18 protein-coding genes are annotated in these 20,853 nt (G+C 25.1%); all 18 read right to left on the bottom strand.

Annotation, left to right across the window (positions count from 1 at the left end; all coding sequences use genetic code 11):
• The coding region (locus tag GBZ86_RS00815; RefSeq protein WP_152886822.1) for an alpha-mannosidase at nt 1-2,524 on the bottom strand (2,524 nt) is incomplete at its 3' end.
• Nucleotides 2,525-2,699: 175 nt separating this feature from the next.
• Entirely contained in the window at nt 2,700-3,551 is an 852-nt protein-coding gene (locus GBZ86_RS00810) for a homocysteine S-methyltransferase family protein (protein WP_152886820.1), read from the bottom strand.
• A gap of 50 nt (nt 3,552-3,601) precedes the next feature.
• Nucleotides 3,602-5,122: a lipopolysaccharide biosynthesis protein gene (locus tag GBZ86_RS00805; RefSeq protein ID WP_152886818.1), complete on the bottom strand. Its 1,521-nt coding sequence runs from the start codon at nt 5,120-5,122 to the stop codon at nt 3,602-3,604.
• Nucleotides 5,112-6,014 (bottom strand): glycosyltransferase family 2 protein, encoded by a 903-nt coding sequence (locus GBZ86_RS00800; protein ID WP_152886816.1) that lies wholly within the window; start codon nt 6,012-6,014, stop codon nt 5,112-5,114. The genes GBZ86_RS00805 and GBZ86_RS00800 overlap by 11 nt, the downstream gene beginning before the upstream one ends.
• An 8-nt stretch (nt 6,015-6,022) precedes the next feature.
• Entirely contained in the window at nt 6,023-7,171 is a 1,149-nt protein-coding gene (locus tag GBZ86_RS00795) for a glycosyltransferase (protein ID WP_152886814.1), read from the bottom strand.
• A gap of 10 nt (nt 7,172-7,181) precedes the next feature.
• Nucleotides 7,182-8,303 carry a glycosyltransferase gene (locus tag GBZ86_RS00790; protein ID WP_152886812.1) on the bottom strand — a complete coding sequence of 374 codons (1,122 nt, stop codon included), beginning with the start codon at nt 8,301-8,303 and terminating at the stop codon, nt 7,182-7,184.
• A gap of 25 nt (nt 8,304-8,328) precedes the next feature.
• Entirely contained in the window at nt 8,329-9,516 is a 1,188-nt protein-coding gene (locus GBZ86_RS18615; protein ID WP_207707412.1) for a glycosyltransferase, read from the bottom strand.
• 11 nt (nt 9,517-9,527) lie between these two features.
• Complete coding sequence (locus tag GBZ86_RS00780) at nt 9,528-10,643, bottom strand: polysaccharide pyruvyl transferase family protein (RefSeq protein ID WP_152886808.1); 1,116 nt, start codon at nt 10,641-10,643, stop codon at nt 9,528-9,530.
• 22 nt (nt 10,644-10,665) lie between these two features.
• Nucleotides 10,666-11,856: a glycosyltransferase gene (locus GBZ86_RS00775; RefSeq protein ID WP_152886806.1), complete on the bottom strand. Its 1,191-nt coding sequence runs from the start codon at nt 11,854-11,856 to the stop codon at nt 10,666-10,668.
• 19 nt (nt 11,857-11,875) lie between these two features.
• A complete protein-coding gene (locus GBZ86_RS00770; protein ID WP_152886804.1) occupies nt 11,876-12,991 on the bottom strand; it encodes a glycosyltransferase family 1 protein in 1,116 nt (371 codons plus the stop codon).
• A gap of 28 nt (nt 12,992-13,019) precedes the next feature.
• A complete protein-coding gene (locus GBZ86_RS00765; RefSeq protein WP_152886802.1) occupies nt 13,020-14,102 on the bottom strand; it encodes an EpsG family protein in 1,083 nt (360 codons plus the stop codon).
• 20 nt (nt 14,103-14,122) lie between these two features.
• Nucleotides 14,123-15,016, bottom strand: a complete 894-nt coding sequence (locus GBZ86_RS00760) for a glycosyltransferase family 2 protein (protein ID WP_152886800.1) — start codon at nt 15,014-15,016, stop codon at nt 14,123-14,125.
• Nucleotide 15,017: 1 nt separating this feature from the next.
• Nucleotides 15,018-16,145 (bottom strand): glycosyltransferase family 1 protein, encoded by a 1,128-nt coding sequence (locus GBZ86_RS00755; RefSeq protein ID WP_152886798.1) that lies wholly within the window; start codon nt 16,143-16,145, stop codon nt 15,018-15,020.
• A gap of 20 nt (nt 16,146-16,165) precedes the next feature.
• A complete protein-coding gene (locus GBZ86_RS00750; protein WP_152886796.1) occupies nt 16,166-17,230 on the bottom strand; it encodes a glycosyltransferase in 1,065 nt (354 codons plus the stop codon).
• A 39-nt stretch (nt 17,231-17,269) separates the two neighbouring features.
• Nucleotides 17,270-18,376 (bottom strand): glycosyltransferase, encoded by a 1,107-nt coding sequence (locus GBZ86_RS00745; protein WP_152886794.1) that lies wholly within the window; start codon nt 18,374-18,376, stop codon nt 17,270-17,272.
• A gap of 8 nt (nt 18,377-18,384) precedes the next feature.
• A complete protein-coding gene (locus GBZ86_RS00740; protein WP_152886792.1) occupies nt 18,385-19,491 on the bottom strand; it encodes a glycosyltransferase family 4 protein in 1,107 nt (368 codons plus the stop codon).
• A 28-nt stretch (nt 19,492-19,519) separates the two neighbouring features.
• Nucleotides 19,520-20,185, bottom strand: coding sequence for an acetyltransferase (locus GBZ86_RS00735; protein ID WP_152886790.1), 666 nt, complete (start codon nt 20,183-20,185; stop codon nt 19,520-19,522).
• 31 nt (nt 20,186-20,216) lie between these two features.
• A complete protein-coding gene (locus GBZ86_RS00730) occupies nt 20,217-20,837 on the bottom strand; it encodes a sugar transferase (protein ID WP_327443429.1) in 621 nt (206 codons plus the stop codon).
• Between the last annotated feature and the right edge of the window lie 16 nt (nt 20,838-20,853).

Here is a 20,853-nt window from a genome sequence, read left to right as displayed (position 1 = left end):
AATTATTATTTATATCTAAAGAATTTATTTTATCTTCATTTAAATCAACTAAATTAGCTTCTTTTAATTCTTTATTAAACTTAATAGATATATTTTCTTTTTTATTAGCTATATTAAATACTCTAATAATTATACTATCTCTATCTTCTGCTTTCTTTATAGCAGATAATATTACATTATCTCCTTCTATGGATAATAAAGACTTATCTTCTTTTTTATCCCCTTGGAAAGCTACCATAGGAATGTTAAAATTATACGCTTCCTTATATGCACTCTCTCCAGTATAATCCCCATTGTGAGGTATTATTGAATACTCAGCTATATTTTCTCCTAAGCATTGAGCTTCTGGTGTTGGGAAAACTCCCCAATCTCCTAATTCTCCTACTGCTCTTAATATGGTAATAGCTATAGTATTATTTCCATCTCTTAAAACTTCATATTCTGGAAGTCCTTTATTAGCAATCATTAATCCTATATTATTATTTGTTACATCCACAAAGTTAGTTTGCTTTTGAGCATTAGATGGATTTTGCCATCCCTCCCAAGGAGTTGTATCTCTTTCTATAACATCAAAGTGTCCCTCTGCAAAATGAGTTTTTGCTTCAATATTTGTTGGGAATAATGCTGTTATTTTATGATCCCTTGCAACGTTATTTATATTAACTTTTACATCCACCCTTGGTGATGTATAAGAAACTTTAACTTCTGATACTAGTTCTATATCAGTTAACTGTTCTACTCTTTTACTTTCTTTTTTAATAGTATGAGTTGGTACAGTTAATTTATTTACAACTTTAAATACTTTTTCTAGTTTATTATCTTTTATTACAGTTATTTCTGCTTTGTTTGATAATGTATTTATAACTATATCCTTCTTTGGTGCTCTAAAAATATATTCATCTCCTATATCTCCACAATCCTCAAAGCTATTTAAAGATTTATATTCCTTACCTGAATCCTTATGAATTAAATCAAATGTTCCATTATCATTAAAGCTTAATTTTATAAATTTATTTTCAAAAGTTAAATCTTTACTGTTAGTTTCATCTACATTAAATTCACATGGAATTATTTCATAAGATTTCATTCCTAATGATTTAATATTTTCTGCTAAAAATTTAACCTTAAATCTATTTACATACTCAGGTTGTCTAAATCTATTGTTAGGTAAAGTGTACTTGAATGTTTCTCCTATAACTTCAACAGATACAGGTACTTCTACCCCACTCATATCTAAAACTTTAAAGCTTTCAATATGCTCATCCTTTGGCATATCAATTTCTACCTCAACTACTTCACTTCTATCCCATCCTAAAGTATTAAATACAACTATGTTTTTTCTGCCTGTAGTTGTTGAATTAATTAAATTTAGCATATAATCTTTATTTCTATCTATCATCTCTTCAGATATTTGAGCACTAGCTTTAAATCTAGTTATCATTTCTTCATGAACTTCATCTATACTACATCCACAAATTGAATCATGAGGGTGATTTTGAAGTAAATATTTCCATGATTGATTTATAAATTCTCTTTCATATTTTCCGCCTTCTAAACTAGCTAATACGCTTAATGGCTCTACATATCTTTCTAAAAGATTTTGACATTTATTGTTCATTTGCTTTAAATATAACCTTGCTGAAGCTGTGTTTGCTAATGTCCACCAACCGTCAGTAAATTGACCATTTAACTCTCCAGTTACTTTTTTAAGATCCTTAACTTCTTCCTTAACTTCATCTATATATTGAACTAAATTACTATGAACTACTTCATAATCAGTTTTTCCTTCAATATTTTGGATTATATCACCCACATTAGTTTGTACTGGCTGATGATCACATCCATTCATTAAAAGTATTTTTGAAGTAGTAGCATATTTATCTGCCTTTTCTACTCGATCTTTAATAAACTCTATTGCTTCCTCATTATTTTCTGGTATTTCATTTCCGTTACTATACCAGTTTGCCATTAATATACCTAAAACCTTTGAACCATCTGGTGATTCCCAAATAACCTCTGAATAATACTCATGTTCTCCAGCTTCCTCTACCTTTTGATTGTCAAAAGCTATAGGAGTAATTCCTCTTCCAAACACTGCATTATCAATTCCAAAACCTCTTAATATTTGAGGTGCTTGTGATATATTACCAAAGGAATCTGGAAAATATCCTATTTTAACTGGATTTCCAAATCTTCTTGCAAATCTAATTCCTAAAAGCATGTTTCTTACATTTGCTTCTGCACTTATTAAATACTCATCCTGTAATACATACCAAGGGCCAATATGTAATCTATCTTCTTTAACTAATTTTTCTATTCTATTAAACATATATGGTTTTATTTCTAAATAATCATCTAAAGCAATTGTTTGTCCGTCTAAATGAAAATATTTAAAATTAACATTGCTTTCTAATGTATCTATTAATGAATCCATAAAATCTACTAATTTAACTCTATGTTTTTGAAAGGGCATATACCATTCTCTATCCCAGTGACTATGTGATATTACGTGTACTTTCTTCATGGAAATCTCTCCTCCATCTACCTTATAATTTTAATTTATGAATTAATTATATACGTTTACAAAACCCCTTACAATTTACATAGTTATATGTTTAATGGATTTTTTATAGGTAAAAATTTTAATTATCAAAAATATATTAGACTTAAAACCCTATTTATAATATAAACTAATTTAACTATATATTTTGCTTTAATTCTTTTATAAAATTTTCATTAGTTCCACAACAACCACCTATTATTTTTACTCCATCTTTTATAAATTCTTTCATATAATTCACATACTCTTCAATAGAACAATCATACTCATAATTTCCATTCATATTTTTAGGTATTCCTGCATTAGGTCTAACTATTACAGGAACTTTTGCAAATTTTAAAAATTCTTTTACTATATCCTTAATTTCTTTAGGTGAATTAGAACAATTTATTCCCACTGCATTAGCCCCTAATGTTTCATAAACCTTACATATTTCTTTAACTGAAGCATCTAAAAACTCCTTATTACCTCCACATAAACTCATGGTAATAAATATAGGTACTTTAGTAGTTTCCTTTAAAGCCTTTAATGCTAATTTTCCTTCCTCTATATTAAGTATAGTTTCTACTGCAATAACATCTATATCACATTTATTAGCTATTTTTCCAATGGTTTTATAGTTTTCATATACTTTATTTAAATCAACTTCCCCTTTTTTAAAAAATTCACAGGAAGGTCCTACACTTAAAGATAAATAAATACCTCTATTGTTAATTACTTCTCTAGCAATATCTACAGCATTTTTAATAACTTCTTCTAATTTATAACCATATTTCTCACTATTTTCTAAACTACACATAAAAGTATTAGTGGTTATAGCTTTAGCACCAGCATCTATGTATTTTTCATAAACTTCTTTAACCCAATATTGACGACTTAAATTTAGTAATTCAGAACTACAACTCATATCCCATCCTACTTCCTTCAGTTTGGTCCCCATAGCCCCATCAAATAATAAAATATTATCTTCTATATACTCTAAAATATTCATACTTCAAAAATTCTCCTTTAACTTTTTTTAAATGTAGTAAAGTTTTTAATTTATAGAATTAACTCTTCCACGCTTAATTGTATTTTATTTTTTATATATTTAAATTCTTCTGTTTTGAAAAATATTAATAAATATACGATATTAGGAATAGCAATACATATAATTCCTCTGAAAACTAATGATAAAAATGTATATCCTTCAAAAAAACTATTGCATAAAATCGTTGTAATTATTCCAGTACATATTGTCAAAATTAAATAAAATAAATATTTATAAAAATATTTTCTAACCGGAATTTTAAATACATTTTTATAGACTAGTCTTGGAACATTCCAAAATACTATACTTAATGTACTTATTGTAGTACCTAAAAATATTCCACCTAATCCTAAATATTTAACTAAAATTATAGATGATACTAAATTAATAACTGCTTCTATTAATGGAAAAAATCTATCTTCAACAAAAATTCCTGCTTTAGTTTTAAAAGTTCCTATAGCACCTCTCAAACCTAAAATATAATAATTTACCAAAATAATAATAAACGTTAGATTATCTAAAAGATAACCTTCTCCTAACCACCAATTAATAAATGGTTGCAATAAATTATATAAAAATATAACTGCACATGAATATATCCAAAAATTAATTAAATACATAACTTTGAAAACAGAATAATTTTTTTCTTCATTTTCTATAGCAATTAAATTCCCAACACTATGTGATATTCCTCCAATTATAGGATATATTAATCCTGAAACTTGCCCAATTATCATAGTATAATTAGAGTATTTACCTACTGCAGATATATTAACAAAAGCTGATATAAGCAAATTATCCGTACTAAATACACAGTAAGTTCCTATATTATGTAAAAATAAAGCTTTAGTATTTGTTATTATATTATTTTGCAATGTTTTATCTACAGCATATTTTGTTTTAGTTTTAATATATGGATATCTCTTATTAACAATACTTCCATTAACAATATTTTGAATACAGAAAATAATTAATTCGCTTAGTAAGTATAAAATGTAACTATTAGTCTTGACTAAAATTATTATCTTCATTAAAGTAGTTACTATTTGAAATATAAGATTATTTTTTGCTAATACATAAGCTTTTTGATCTGCATTTATTAAAGACCACTTATGAGCATTTAAATATGAAATCATATTTTTAATAACAAATAAAAAATAAACTAAACCTATAAATGGTATATCTTTATCTCCTATTATTACTTTTAAAAAAGGAAAAATAATAAAACTTAACAAAAATATAATTATAGCTAATACACCATATACTTTTTTATATAGCTGTACTAATGCAATTATTTTTTCTTTATCATTTGCGGCCAAAGGTTTATATAGATTATATACTATACTAATTCCTATACCACTTTCAGCTAATCCTAGCATAGAGATTACATTAGTTAATACTCCATTTATACCTAAATATTCTGTTCCTAAACTATCAAGAAATATTTTTCTAGTTGCAAACCCCAAAAACACCATAACAACTTGTGAAAAAATACTTATAGATATGTTTTTTATAGAATTTTTAACCCTCATAATTTTCCCCTTTTATTTTTCTTTTTAAACGCCATAATTCTATAATTACTATTAAAAAAAATTTATTTATCTCTAAATTTATTGCCATTTTTTCTAAAGATATTTTATTTTCCATTTGTAAAAAATAATTTAAATAGGCATATACTCTGAATTGAAATCTCTTTTTATTATGTTTTATATTTTGTTTAATCATATATGCATAGCCTTTAGGATTATTTATAAATAAATTTTTAACATTACTTGTTAATCCATCCTCTAAATAATTGCATATATAAATTATTTCATTAAACCATCTAAGTTTATATCCATCAAATGCTATTTCATTCCAAACTACATTTTCAGTTAAAAATTTTTCTCCATTAAATTCTGGAAATTTATATTTTTTAAGTATATGTGTATAAAAAGCTTCTGCTTTATCTCCATTTATATTATATTTTTCTCTTTCTAAAGAAGTTGCATCTATTGTATAACCCTTAAATGTTGTACCAATAATTTTTTTTTCATTAAATCCCCTTAACGCTGCTATACCTGCAAATTTTTCATTTGTACCATTTAAAGTTTTTTCAACCTTAATAAGATTTGAAATTGCATCATTAGTTAAATAATCATCTGAATCCACAATAAAAAATAATTTTCCTTTTGCTAGTTCTACTCCTTTATTTATAGCTCTATGCTTTCCACCATTAATTATATTTTGATAATTAATAGTAAATTCATTTTTTTCTTTTATCCATTTTTCAAATAAATCTTTAGTACAATCCTCAGAACCATCATCTATAACAATCCATTCAAATCTTTTATCACTTTGATTTTTTAAAGATTTGTATAATTTTTCTATTATATATCCTCTATTATAAGTAGGGGTAAAAACTGTAACCTCATATTCATACATAATTTTTTCTACTCCTTATCCAATAATAACTCTATATCTTTTATTACATTGTTTAAATTAAAATAATTGCTTCGCTCTTTTACTTTTTCCTTATAATAATTATATTTCTCTCTTTTTGTTAAAATTTCTTTAAGACCACTATATAATGATTCTGTATCATTATCCACTAACATTCCAAATTCTCCATTATTAAGTAATTCATTTATTCCCGAACATTTAGTACTTATTATAGGCACTTCTAATATAATAGATTCAGCCACTACTAAACTGTATCCTTCTGCTCTAGATGAACATACAAATAAATCACAATTTCTAATATATTTATATGGATTTCTTTCAAATCCTAATAATTTAACTGTATCTAATAATTTATGTTTTTTAATGAAAGATTTTAATTTTTCTTTTTCTTTGCCATCTCCTAAAATATATAATTTATGTTTTAAACCTTCTTCAATTAATTTTTTATGAACTTCTAATAATCTATCATATCCCTTTTGTTCTACTAATCTTCCAATAGATATAACTTTAAAATCATCATTGTCAAAATATTTTAAATTTTCTTTAGATTTCGATATTATATCTTTGTTATCTACTGGATTATATTGCACAATAACATTTTTACTTATATTAAACTCTTTTATAAATCCTTCTTTAGTTTCCTTAGATACACATACTATTTTATTAAAGTTACTATAACATCTCTTTTGGTCATCTAAATTTTTATAAAATCTACAAGCCCAATTTTGCTTACTCATATCTATGTGAACCCATGCATATTTTTTACTCAGTTTATTTGTTGAACCTGAAATTATTTTTGTAGATAATACTTCTAAAAAAGCAATTTCTATATCATACTTATCTTTAATTAAAAATTTATACAACCACTTTTCATTAGCTTTATTTAAAAATATCATTCTAAGATTTTTTTTAATTTTATTTATAAAATTTTTTAAAAACCCTTGTCCAAATTCTAAAGTTTCTAATAAAGGTTTATATTTAGCATATTTTTTTATTTCATTTATATAAACTCCTCTATCATAAATAGTGCTTACTGTTATATCATATTTCTTAGAATTTAAATTTTTTACTATGTCAACCAATACTTTTTCTGCTCCTCCACCATCTAATGAATCTATTAAAAACAAAACTTTTTTCATATGAATACTCCTATTGAAAATTATTTATTAATTTATTAATATCAGTAATACTTTTATCTAAATTAAAATTACTACTTCTTGCTACTGCTTTTTCTTTATAATAATTAAATTTTTTTTTATTTATAAGTATATTTTTCAATTCATTATATAAATCATCACTATTATTTTGAGTAATTATTCCATATTTTGAATCACCTAGTAAGTCTTTCATTCCTGGACAACTAGTTGTAACTATAGGTTTTTTTAAAATAAGGAATTCTTGTATAGTAGTACTTAATGCTTCAGTATATGATGGACAAACATATAAATCACTTAAAACCATAAATTTATAAGGATTACTTTGATATCCTAATAATAAAGTATGCTTATTTAAATTATTTTTATTAATATAATTAATTAAATTATTTTTTTCAGGTCCATCTCCTATTATCCATAATTTATATTTAAAGCCCTCTTCAATTAATTTTTTATGTATTTTTAGCAAACGCATAAAACCTTTTTCTTCTGAAAGCCTGCCTACAGAACAAATTGTAAATATATCTTTTTCTATGCTTACTTTTTCTTTTGATAGTTCTTTTATCTCTATAGAATCTATCGGATTAACCATAGTAATTAAATCTTTATCTGTAACTATATTAGAAAAAGCATCTTTACATTCACTCGAAACACATACTATATGATTAAATTTATTATAAGTTTTTTTTTGTTCTTCTAAATTTTTATATATCTCTAAATCATAATTTTTATAATTATAATTTCCATGTATCCATCCTATTTTTATAGAATCCTTATTGGAAGAATTAGCTATTATTTTATTAGGGTAATTAGTCATAAAACTTATTTCTATATCATATTTTTCTTTTATAAAAAAGTCATATACTAATGAATTGTTAAAATGTCTTAATATTCTTCCTTTTATTTTATTTGTAAATTTGTCTAAATAATTATTATTTTCAAAAAGTATTAAATGTTTTATTTTTGAATCTAATTTATTTTTATAATCATTATCAGCAAATAATGTAACTAGTGTTATATTAAATTTATTCAAATCAATACATTTCAAAAGATTTATTAGAGCTTTAGATACTCCTCCTAACTTTAAATCTTTTGCTATAAACAAAATTTTCTTCATGTCAACTCCTAATATACTTGTTGAATTAACAAGTATTTTCTAACATACTATAAATCTTAAAAATTTCATCTTCTGTACTAATTTTTTCTTTATCCAAATTCTTTATTAAATTATATTTTAATTTATTATTGCTAATTATTTTTTTTATTCCCTTATATAAAGCCTCATCATTAATATCAACGATTATTCCATTTTCATTATTTTTAATTTGATTATGAACAATAGTAAAATTTGTTGTTACTATTGGCTTTTTTAATATTTTAGCTTCAGCTATAGCCATTCCAAACCCTTCGAATCTTGATGGTTGACAATAAATATCACACTCTTTTATAAAGGGATACGGATTAGTAAATGTACCTAGAAAATAAAAATTATCTTCTAAATTATTTTCTTTAACTAAATTTAAAAGTTCTTTTTTAAAAATTCCTTCTCCAATTGAATACCATCTAAAATTTATTCCATCATCTTTTAATTTTTTAGCTACTTTTATTGCAATATCATAACCTTTTAATTTTACTAATCTACCTATAGTCAAAATTCTTAATCCATCAAAATTATCTTTAAAGCCAATTTCTTTATCAGCCATTTTACAAATTAAATTCTTAGAAATTATGTCATAAATTACTGTAATTTTATTTTTAAATTCAGGATAAACTTCAACTAATACATCTCTTGCCACATCAGAAACAGCTATCAACTTATCAAAAACCTCATAATATTTATAATCAAACTCTTTATTATATCCTGCTTTTTTATAATCTGTATTTATCCAACAATATTTTTTATTTGCACTTACTTTACTTGCAACAAAATATGTAGGAAATCCTTGACTATATGCTATTGCAACATCATATTTACTTTCTAATTTATCTATAGCTTTTTCTGTAAAATTCCAACTTAATTGAGCAACATGAGAAAAATTTCTTTTAATTGGAAGTCTAAGGCATAAAGATTGCTTTATTCTTGCTATGTTATATTTAAATTCATTAATGGTTATAAAACTTTTTAAAGAAGGTTTAAATGTAAAAAAGTTAGGTGGATCTATTATAGTAACTTCTTTAGGAACTAATGGTAGATATAACCCTGACTTATTTATTAACATTAAATGAACATCATATTTTTTATAATTAAATAAATTTAATAATGATACTAAACTTTTTTCAGCTCCACCACTATTTAAAGAATCAATAACAAATACTATCTTCTTTTTCACAATATCCTCCATTACTTTTTAATAGCTAATACTTTTTCTAAATAATTTTTAGAAAACTTAATATTTTTATTTAAAATTTTTTTTACTTCTACATAATTTATAGGATTTAATAACTTATCTAAATTATAAGTTTTTTCAGTAACTAATCTTTCTTTTAAATTTACTAAACATAGCAAATCTCTCATTCTTGTATTAATATTTTCTGTCCTATTAACAATAACCACTTCTTTTTCATAAATTAAAGAAAAAACAACTGCATGAAATGAATTAGATATAACAAATTCAGCATTTCTTACTAAAGATACAAATGTTTCTGGTCCACTATATCTAAAGCTTCTATCTTCATAACCTGCTTTATAATGGCTTATTGTATATATTTTATATCCTTTTTCTTTAGCAATATCTTTTGCTAATTTTTCAATAAAAGAATTTTTATCAAAGTCATAAACTAATAAATATTTTTCATCAAAAACCTCTTCACCTATATTGCTCCATTCTTCTTTTCCTAACAAAAAAACAGGATCTAACACATTAACAGCTTTCTTGATACCTAAATTATTTAATATATTTACACCACTTACTTCTCTTACTCCTACCCCATCTAATTTATTTACATTTTCTTTTACTAAATTTTCATATTCTTTAGATACAAAATCAGTTGCAAAACTTGCTGCATAAGATGCTTTAATTTTATTGTCAGGAGCAAAATTAAGATAAAATGCTCTATCTCGTCCGTTTCTATGTAAGCTATTCCAAATTTGATCACTTCCACATATATATGCATCTCCTAATGGCATATTATTTAATAAATCTTCATTAGACTTATATCTCTTATTAGTTATTTTTAAGTTTTTCCTTGTAAATTTATCAAAGGCATTTTTTCTTTTTCTACCAATTATTCGTGATGGAATTTTCAAAGTTAAATAAATAGATTTACTTATAAAATTCTTATCCCATTTTGGATTATCAATACTAAACATATTATAATGATTACTTAAATAATCTGGCTTGTAGTCTATAATCTCTACATTGTGTCCTTGATTCTCAAGATATTTCATTAATGCATATGCCTGTAATGATGCTCCATGATTATATACATCATGGCATGTTATTGTGTATATTTTCATAAATTCTCTCCTTAGTTAATTTTTAAAATAATTCATATAATTTATCTAACTCTTCTTTATTTCCATAATCAGTATTAACACATTTATTCGCAATTAACTCTTTTAACTCTGGATACTTGTACATTGTTTTTATTCCTTTAGCTATTCCTTCAACAGATAAATCACATATATACCCATCTTCTCCTGATTTAACTTGACTTTTTGCAGTTGTATAATTAGTTATAACTACTGGCTTTCCTAAAATCTTTGCTTCTGTTACTGTAACAGCTTTTCCCTCATATCTTGATGGTTGTACATATAAATCACAATCTTTCATATATGGATATGGATTTATTTTTTTTCCTAATAATATAAATCTATCTTCTAGATTATTTTCTTTTATTAAATCCTTTATCATAGCTTCATCTCCGCCATATCCAACAACATACCATTTAATATTTTTAAAGTTTTTATCATGTAAAATCTTTAAAGCTTTTACTGCATTATCTATTCCTTTTGCATGAGATAATCTAGCTACTGAAACTATTTTAAAAGAATTATCCTTACTAAGATTATCTTCTACTTTTTCATTAGACATTTTCTTTATAAACTCTGGGGAAGTTATATTTTCCATTACCTTTACTTTATTATGTAAAGTAGGATACTTTATTAAAAAAGATTTCTTACACTCTTCTGATACTGCTATAATATGATTAAAATTATTCCACATTTCTAAATCTAACTTTATATCAGTTTCTATTTTTGAAAAATCAGTATGTATCCATGCTATCTTCTTTTTAGCCTTTACTTTTTCTGCTATAAAGTAATGAGGCCAAAGATAACTTATAGCTACATCATATTCTTTTTCTAACTTAGGTAAAAAAGACATTGAATACTTCCACATATATTGCATTTGAACATGTCCTTCTTCACTAAAATTATTTTTTTTCATTATATTTTTAGCATTAAACTTAGCTAATGTTCTTGCTATACCTAATAAAACTTTTCCTTCTTTAAAAACTTCTGATATAGATTTTCTAAATGTAGAATACTCTTTAACTTCATTTAACAAATTGGGTTTATTAGGTAATAATTTAAAGAAATCACCTGTATGTCTATATAACATTAAATCTACATCATAATTACTATAATCAAAATTTTCTAGCATACTTATTAAACTTCTTTCTACCCCTCCAACTTCCATATCAAAAGATGATATCAATACCTTCTTCATTCTTATCCCCCTATTTTACTTAGCCTACTTTGTAAATGTCTTTTAAATTATTAGTTATATCATTTATGTTATATCCCTTATTTTCAAAACTATTTTTTAAAATTTCCTTATCTACAATAGTTTTATTATTAATAATATTTAATATCTCACTACTCCACTTTTCTGAACCTTCATTTAGATATAACTTATTAAACAATCCAACTCCTAAATCTGCTTCAGGCTGTATTGCTTCCGAAACTAAACAAGATATTCCTGATGCTTGAGCTTCTAATAATACCAATCCTAATCCTTCATAGGTTGAAGGAAATAAAAATACATCTAAGATTTTTAGAATTTTTGGTATGTCTTTTCTTATACCAAGAAAATAAACATTATTTTGTAATCCTAGTCTTTTTACTTGATCATTTATATCTTTTTTTAAATGTCCTTCACCCACGAGCAAACATTTAATTTTATTATTCTTTTTTGCTAAATCAGATATTATTTGAACTATAAATCTATGATTTTTAGCATCCATAAATCTTCCTACATGACCAATAACTATATCATCTTTACCTATATTAAATTCTTTTCTTATACTTTCTTTATCATTACAATTTATAAACTTCATATAATCTATATAATTAGGAAGCTTTTTATATCTATCATTTGTAGTTATAGTTTCTCCAAATAAATATTTACCTGCATTATCACTACAAGCTAAAAAATCAGTAGAGCAACTTTTTATTAAAGTTCTCATTGTATTCATATATATTTTCTTAACTAAACTATTATTATTATCAAAAGTAGTGTGTGCATGGGATACTCTTACTTTAACTCCTGCTAATTTACCTGCTAAAACCGATATACCACAATTAAATAAAGTATGAGTATGAATAGCTTCATAAGGTCCATTTTCTTTTATAGCTTCCATCAAATCTTTTATAGCTTTTATCATCCCTACTTTATTAGGTGCTTTTAATCTTATAACTTTTCCTCCAAGTGACCTTATTTCATTATCATAATATGCTTCTTCATCATAATAAGAAATAAAATCAAACTGTATTCCATTATTAAATTGTCTGTATAAATTCATAAGCATAGTTTCTGTTCCACCTATATTCATACCACCTACTACTTGGAGTATTTTTATCATACTGGTATCACTCCTTTTTAAATAAACTTTATGGAATAACTTCATAAAACAAATTTTCTATTGTTAAATATTGGCTTGGATAACTCATATTTAATCCAATAACTTGTTCTCTATAAAAAAATATAAAATAACAAAATACAAATCCAAAATAAACTAAAATTTTTTCCCTTCCTTTAAAGCATTTCTTTATAATAAATGGTAATAAAATAAAATTATATAGCTGAAAATATATAGTAAATCTATTAAATATCCAATTAAACATTCCAAATCCAACAAATATAAGATTTATCAAAGCAAAATTCACAAAAATATTACTTTCCGGCCAAATTTTTCTTAATTCATTTCTTTTAATATAAGCTAATATTACCGGAACGGAATTCACAATTGTTCTCATCACACTTGATCCACCTTCATTAACCTGTGAATATGCTGCATACTTAGTATTCTCTAATAACTTAAATAAAATTTCACTAAATAAATCATAAAAAAACACACCAATACATGCTAATAGCATCATTTTCATAACTTTTTTTGACCAAGCTTCTTCTCTAACAATAAAATATAAAGGTATCATTATTAATGCTGAAGCATGAAATGTAGATATAATTAATACTATAATTGCATACATCTTGAAGTTACCTTTTATAATTAAATTTATAGATAAGAATAAAAATGCTGCTGCTAAACTTTGTCTTATTCCATTCATTGTTACAGTATAATAACCTGAAGTAATATACATATATACTTGCAATTCTAAACAAGTTCCAAATTTATAAAAAATAATCATATTAAATAAATTTGTTAAAAATGCTGTGGTAAAAATTAATATTTGTGGATTAGTTGATATTTGCATTAAAAAAATACTTATTAAATTTAATGCAAAATCTCCATTTAATTCAAAGCTACTAGGATTTTGTACTAATAAATCATAAGAATGCATATATGCATTTGTATCCCCTATTCCACTTCTTAATCCTGACACTATAATTAAAATTAAAGTAGCTAAAAATAACCAAAAAATCGAAAATATTATTCTCTTTTTTTCTTTACCTATTCTAGAAAGCCAAGAAAGAATATATGTAGAAATTAATGTAGCATAAAATACACTCAATATTAATCTCCTTCCTTGCCCTAATTTTTACATAAATCTGATGTATTCTTCATTATGTATAGGTATAATAAAATCCCCATTGGCATTGCTAATACCGTTAGTAATTTACAAGGAGTTTCACTTAAAAAATTCTTATTTTTTGCTATTAAGCTACTTGAAACATAATGGATACATTCTTTAAACTTAAATTTAAAACTAGCTTTTGGATTTTTCAAATTATCTACTCTTATAAATGCAAATCCTTTAGGGTTTTTTCTATATTGCTTAAGCATATTTTTTGACGATCCATCTTCCATATACTCCACAATACAAACTACTTCATTCATAGTTGCTAATTCATACTCTAAATCAATCTTTGCATATTTATATCCCAAACTTACATATTTTTCTCCTTCAAAATTTGGATAAGGATATTTTTTAGTTAATTCAGTTCTATAAATTAATTTCTTATCTCCAGTTAATTTATGTTTTTGATAAATATCAAATAAAGTTGTCCTTTTTAAATTTTCAGGGAAATTATCCCCTATAATATTTCCATTTTTATAAGCATCTAATGCAACTATTCCTGCTATATTACTACTCTTAGTATTTTTCCAAAAAGAAAGTATCTTTTCAACTGCATCATCTGGCATATAGTCATCTGAATCTATACAGGTATTTAACTCAGTTTGTATCAATTCATATGCTGTATTATGAGCTCCATGCATACCTTGATTTTTTTGATAAAAATATTTTATTTCTATTTCATTATCTTCTATCCATATTTGAACTAACTCTTTCGTATTATCACTTGAACCATCATCTATAATTAACCAAATAAAATCTTTACAACTTTGTTTCTTTAAACTTTCATAACATTTATGTAATGTATAAGCCCTATTATAAGTTGGGGTAAATATTGTTAATGTCTTCATACTAATTAACCTCTTTCATAGCTCTTTGTACATATTTTAAGTAAAAATCACTTAGCCAGTTTACGTTAGTATTAGAATCATATCCTTTTATTTTTAATAAATCTGAAGTATCTTTTTTATTTAAATTTAAAGCTAATATTTTATTTGCCCATTTTTTAGCTGATAAATTTAAATCTATAAACTCAACATCTCCTGTTATATTAGATTCTTTAGTAACTCCAGTAGATGTTACACATGTTGTCCCACTTGCTTGTGCTTCAACCAAAACAACTGCTAATCCTTCAAATAATGATGGGAATAAGAACAAGTCCATACCTTGCATAAAATTAGCTACATCTTCTCTAATCCCTAAAAATTTAACAACATTTTGCAATCCTAAAGAAATAACTTTAGCTTTTATATCATCTAGTAATGGCCCTTCACCCACTAATAAAAGAATTGCATCTTTATTTAAAGCATATATTTCATTAAATACATCTATCAAAAATTTATGATTTTTTTGTGGATAAAATCTTCCTATATGACCAATTACAAATTTTCCTTCTACACCTAATTCTTTTCTGATTTTGCTTCTAATCTCATCTTTAGGTTTAAATATTTCAACATCTACAGCATTATTTAAAATTTTAATTTTACCATTTTCACTAATATTTCTTCCGAATAGCCATTCTCCAGCATTTTTAGAACATGAAAAATATTCATTAACATTTTTTTCAAGGTTTAACCTTGCATATATTCTAAAAGGATATTTATAATCTAACTTCAAATCTGCCAAATGACTATGTGCAATTCTACATGGAACATTATATTTATTAGCAGCTTTTAACACAAAACCACTATTTTCATTTATATGTGAATGAACTATTTTATAATCTTTATGTTCATTGAAAAAATCATCTAATTCCTTAAAGTATTTATTATAATTTCCAGGTCTTATTGAAGACATTCTATATATTTTGCCACCTAATTTTTCAATTTCATCATCATAATGGCCTCGCTCCGTCCTATGAGTCATAAAATCAAATTGTATTTTAGTTCTATCTATTTTTCTGTAATAGTTCATTAACATAGTTTCTAATCCACCACGATTCATTATAGTAACTACCTGTAATACCCTTATTGGCTTCATTTATTTCACCCCTTATATACCTAAAAACGAGTTCTCAAAAATTCTATACTATTTAACATAAAATATGATGATGTAGCCATTTTATTTTTGTTAAAAAAATAAAATAATCTCCAATGTATAGGAAAGTGTTTAATCTCAAGCTTCTTATATGCCTTTTCAATATAGTTAGTTTCTAAAATATTTTTTATATTTTTTATTTTTTTTGTTGTAGAAACTTTATTTTGAACACTACATTCAACTAATCCTAGTCCTAAAACCGAAGTACAAATTCTATTTTCTAGAGCTTTTTCAAATTCACTTCCTAACCTATTTTCTTTTATAAAATTATCTATGTATTTAAAAAAAGCTTTTCTTTGTTCTTTCAAATTAGGATTATATTTAGAAGTTATTGATTCACTATTTCCTTTCCAATAGTGATACATAGGCCTATTTATAAACACTACTTTTTTTAAGCAATTAAATGTATATATATTAAATAATGTATCTTCTGCTGAACCTATGACTGCTAAATCTATAAATACTAATTTGTTGCTTTTTATATTTTCAGTTTTATATAATTTACCCCAAATAGTACCTAATACATCTAATTGATCTGGACTTGCTAATTCTTTATTTATTGGACCAACTAATTTTCTAAGTAACTCTTTCTTTACCTCTTCATCATCATATATTTTAGTACTAGGTAATTTAATTACTCTTTCTTTAGAATGATTGATAAATTCTCTAGTATATGTACACATTATTAAATCTGCTTTTTCCTCTAAAGCTTTATAATACATGTTTTCAATCATATCTGTATCTATCCAATCATCGCTATCTACAAACATAATATACTCACCTTTTGAAACATCAATTCCAATATTTCTACATTTAGAAACTCCACTATTTTCTTTGTCAATAACTTTTACTCTACTATCTATTTCCTCATATTCTCTTAAAATCTCTAAGCTCTTATCTGTTGATCCATCATTTATAGCTATAATTTCAATATCTTTAAAAGCTTGTGATATTAAGCTATCCATACATCTCCTTAAAAATTTTTCTACATTATATACTGGTACAATAACACTTACTTTTGTAGCCATTACTTCTCAATACTCCCTATAATTTTTAAAACCTTCCTTTTATTTACATAAATATATATTTTTCATTTGTTTAGTTACATTTTTAATATTAAAATTATTTAACTTTTTTTTATCTATCTTATTATTAAAAGTATTATTTTCTATATAATCATTTATTTTGATTGCCCATATTTTAGCATCACTTTTTAATGATATTTTAGTACACAAACCTAAATTAGCTTCATTTGAAATTACATCAGATATAAAGCAAGGAACTTGTGCTACTTGTGCTTCTACTAAAGTTACAGGAAGACCCTCCCACTTAGATGGAAAAATCATAAAATCACTTATTGATAATATTTCTGAAATATCATTTCTTGCTCCTAAAAGTGTAATATGTCTTTCTAACTTTAAACCTTTAATTATATTCTTTACTTCATTTTCTTGAGGACCTTTTCCAACCCAATATAAATGTATATCTTTTCTTATTTTTATCAATTCATTTAAAATCTTAACTATAAAAATACTATTTTTTTGTTCACACAATCTTCCTATAGTTATAAAGTTTATTTTGGTCTTATCTAAATTTATATTAATTGGACATCTCTTAGATTCCATAAATTCATTAAAGTTAATTCCATTACATATCACCTTAGCATTATGATTATTTCCATACATATAATCATTAGCTTCAGTAGAACACCCTAAAGTAACAGTTGAAAATTTATTTATTAAAGTCCTCATAAAATTACGATATAAAAGTATTGGCATTTTTATTTTTGTTGTATTTGCATTAGCACTATTAGTATTATGTGAATGCGATATTCTAACAGGCACTCCAGCTATAAATGCCGCTAATATATTTACTCCATTAAAAAAATCTATATGACTATGAACTACATCAAAAGGACCTTCCTTTTTTAACAATTTTATCAACCTAAAAAAATGCTTTAAAATATTATTAGCACCATTTAAGTCGCTCGTATGATATACTTTATCTCCATTTTTTAAAATTCTATCTTCATGATATTGCTTTCCATTAGCCGCAACCGCAAAACTAATTTCAATATTATCTTTTTCTATATTTTCATAAATATTTAGCAAAAATGATTCAATTCCACCTGGTGCTAATCCGTGTGATATTTGCAAAACTTTAATTTTACTCATAATAATATTTAAACTCCCTCATGTATCTCCCTTACCATTTCAACTACATTAGGTAAACTATAAGGCTCTATCTCCTTTGGTATTATTACTTCCCTTGTATTATTTAAGTAATAATATTCAATAGCCTTTGCTGTTTCTTCATAATCCCCTACTTCTACTAATTTACCTACATTTTCATTACATACTAAATCTCTATTCCCTCTTATGTTTGTGGCTACTATTTTCTTTCCATTTGCCATAATCTCCATTATGTTTCTTGGAAGTCCTTCTCTATAGGAAAGTAGCACTCCTATATCTGCTATATTTATAAGTTCATTAATATCTGTTCTATACCCTAAGAAATTAATGTTATTTTCTAACCCTTTATTTTTTACATCTTCTTTTCTTTGTTTTAATAATTCTCCATCTCCAACACATATTGCTTTTATGTTTTCATATTTTTCTTTTAGTATTTCCATTGCTTTTATAAGCTGTATTTGATTTTTGTTTTCGTTCACTTCTGCAATCATTATTACTATGAAGTCTTCTTCTTTTAGATTTAATTCTTTTCTTTTCTTTACTTTTTCTTTTTCTGTTAAGGGTTTATAATTTTTTAAGTCTAATCCTACCCCCTTAACGTAATAGGATTTTTTAGGTTTTAATTTTGATTGTGTTATTTTAAAATCTTCTTTATTTATGTTTATTGTTACATCTGTTAGCTTTGCCATTACCTTTTCTATGGGATAATAAATAAGCCAACTACTTTTTGATCCACCTTCTAAAAAGTGATACCCATGTGCTGTATATATTGTTTTAATTCCTTTATGTTTTAACTTTAGTAGTCTTCCATAAATAGATGCTATGGGAGTATGAACATGAACAATATCATATTTATTGTTTTTTTGAATTTGGTCTAACATTTTAAAAGCTCTTATATTTGATAAACTTATAGGATTTCTTGTAAAAGGTATTTTATATAACTTAACTCCTGCTTTTTCTAAGGATTTATCTAATTCCTTATCAATAGAACAGGCACAGTCAACTTGAAATCCCTTTTCTCTTAGAGCTAAAATGTGAGGAACTAAAAAAGCATTTATAGTTCTACTAACTGTGGTTACATACAATACCCTTTTCATAAAATCTTCTCCTATTCTTTCATCCCATTTACCCTACAACCTGTGCAGGAACTCCAACGGAGGTTGTATACTTTGGTACATCTCTTATAACTATTGCTCCAGCTCCAATTACTGCACCTTCTCCAATAGCTTTCTCCTGTATAACAGATGATCCAGTTCCCATTAAAACTCCCTCTTCAATAATATCCTTACCAGATACATTTACATTCCAAAGAAGTGAAGTATAATCTTTTATAATAGAATCATGACCTATTCCACACTTTGGACTTATAATTACATGATTTCCTATACTTATATTAGTAGTCATTATAACTCCTGGATAAATAATAGTTCCTTCCCCAATGATTATACTTTTATCCACATAAACCTGTGGATGAATTAAAGTTACAAAGGGAAATTTTCTTTCTAACTTTTCCACAATTAACTTTTTAACTTTATAATTTGAAATAGCTATTATTATATGAAGATTTTCAAAACTAGTATTCATATTATCTTGAATCTGTTCATAAAGCTTTTCTAAAAAACTTAGTCCACCTAAAACTTCTATTCCATTTATTCTCTGTCCCCAAAGCTCCTCATTATCATCTATAAAACCTTTTAATTTATAACCCTTACTAATTTCATTTATTTGATTTATGAGCAAAGCTACTTCTGACCCAACTCCCCCTGCTCCAATTATTAAAATATCTTTCAATGCTAAACACCTCTAACATTCTAGCTTCATGCTAATTGTGACCATTAAACTTTTCCATAGTTGCATTCCCCACTTGGCTTATTCCTTCTCTTTTAAAAACTTTAACAAAAGTTAAAAATAATATTTTAAAATCTAGTAATAAGCTACAGTTTTCAACGTAGAAAACATCTAATTCAAATCTCTTTGTCCATGAAATTGCATTTCTTCCGTTTATCTGTGCCCAACCAGTGATACCTGGCATGACATCATGTCTTTTTATTTGTATTTCACTGTATAAAGGAAGGTATTCCACAAGTAAAGGTCTTGGCCCAACTAAGCTCATATCTCCCTTTATTACATTTATAAGTTCTGGAGTTTCATCTAAACTAAGGCTTCTAATAAATTTCCCTGTCTTAGTTAATCTCTCTTCATCTGATAGTAAGTTTCCCTCTTTGTCTTTACTATTTTTCATAGTTCTAAACTTAATCATTTTAAAAGTTTTATTGTTTAATCCAATTCTTTCTTGAGTGAAAAATATTGGACTACCTAACTTAACTCTAACTGCAATGGCAGTTATAACTATAGCTGGTGATAAAACTATTAACCCTACTATTCCACCAGTTATATCAAAGGCTCTTTTTACTAAAAACTTATAATCTTTTCCCTTATTCACTTCTTTATTTCCTTAT

The sequence above is a fragment of the Clostridium tarantellae genome, from assembly GCF_009295725.1.
Lineage (GTDB): Bacteria > Bacillota > Clostridia > Clostridiales > Clostridiaceae > Sarcina > Sarcina tarantellae.
Note: the sequence above shows the minus strand (reverse complement) of the source record. Positions and strands in the feature narration are given on the sequence as shown.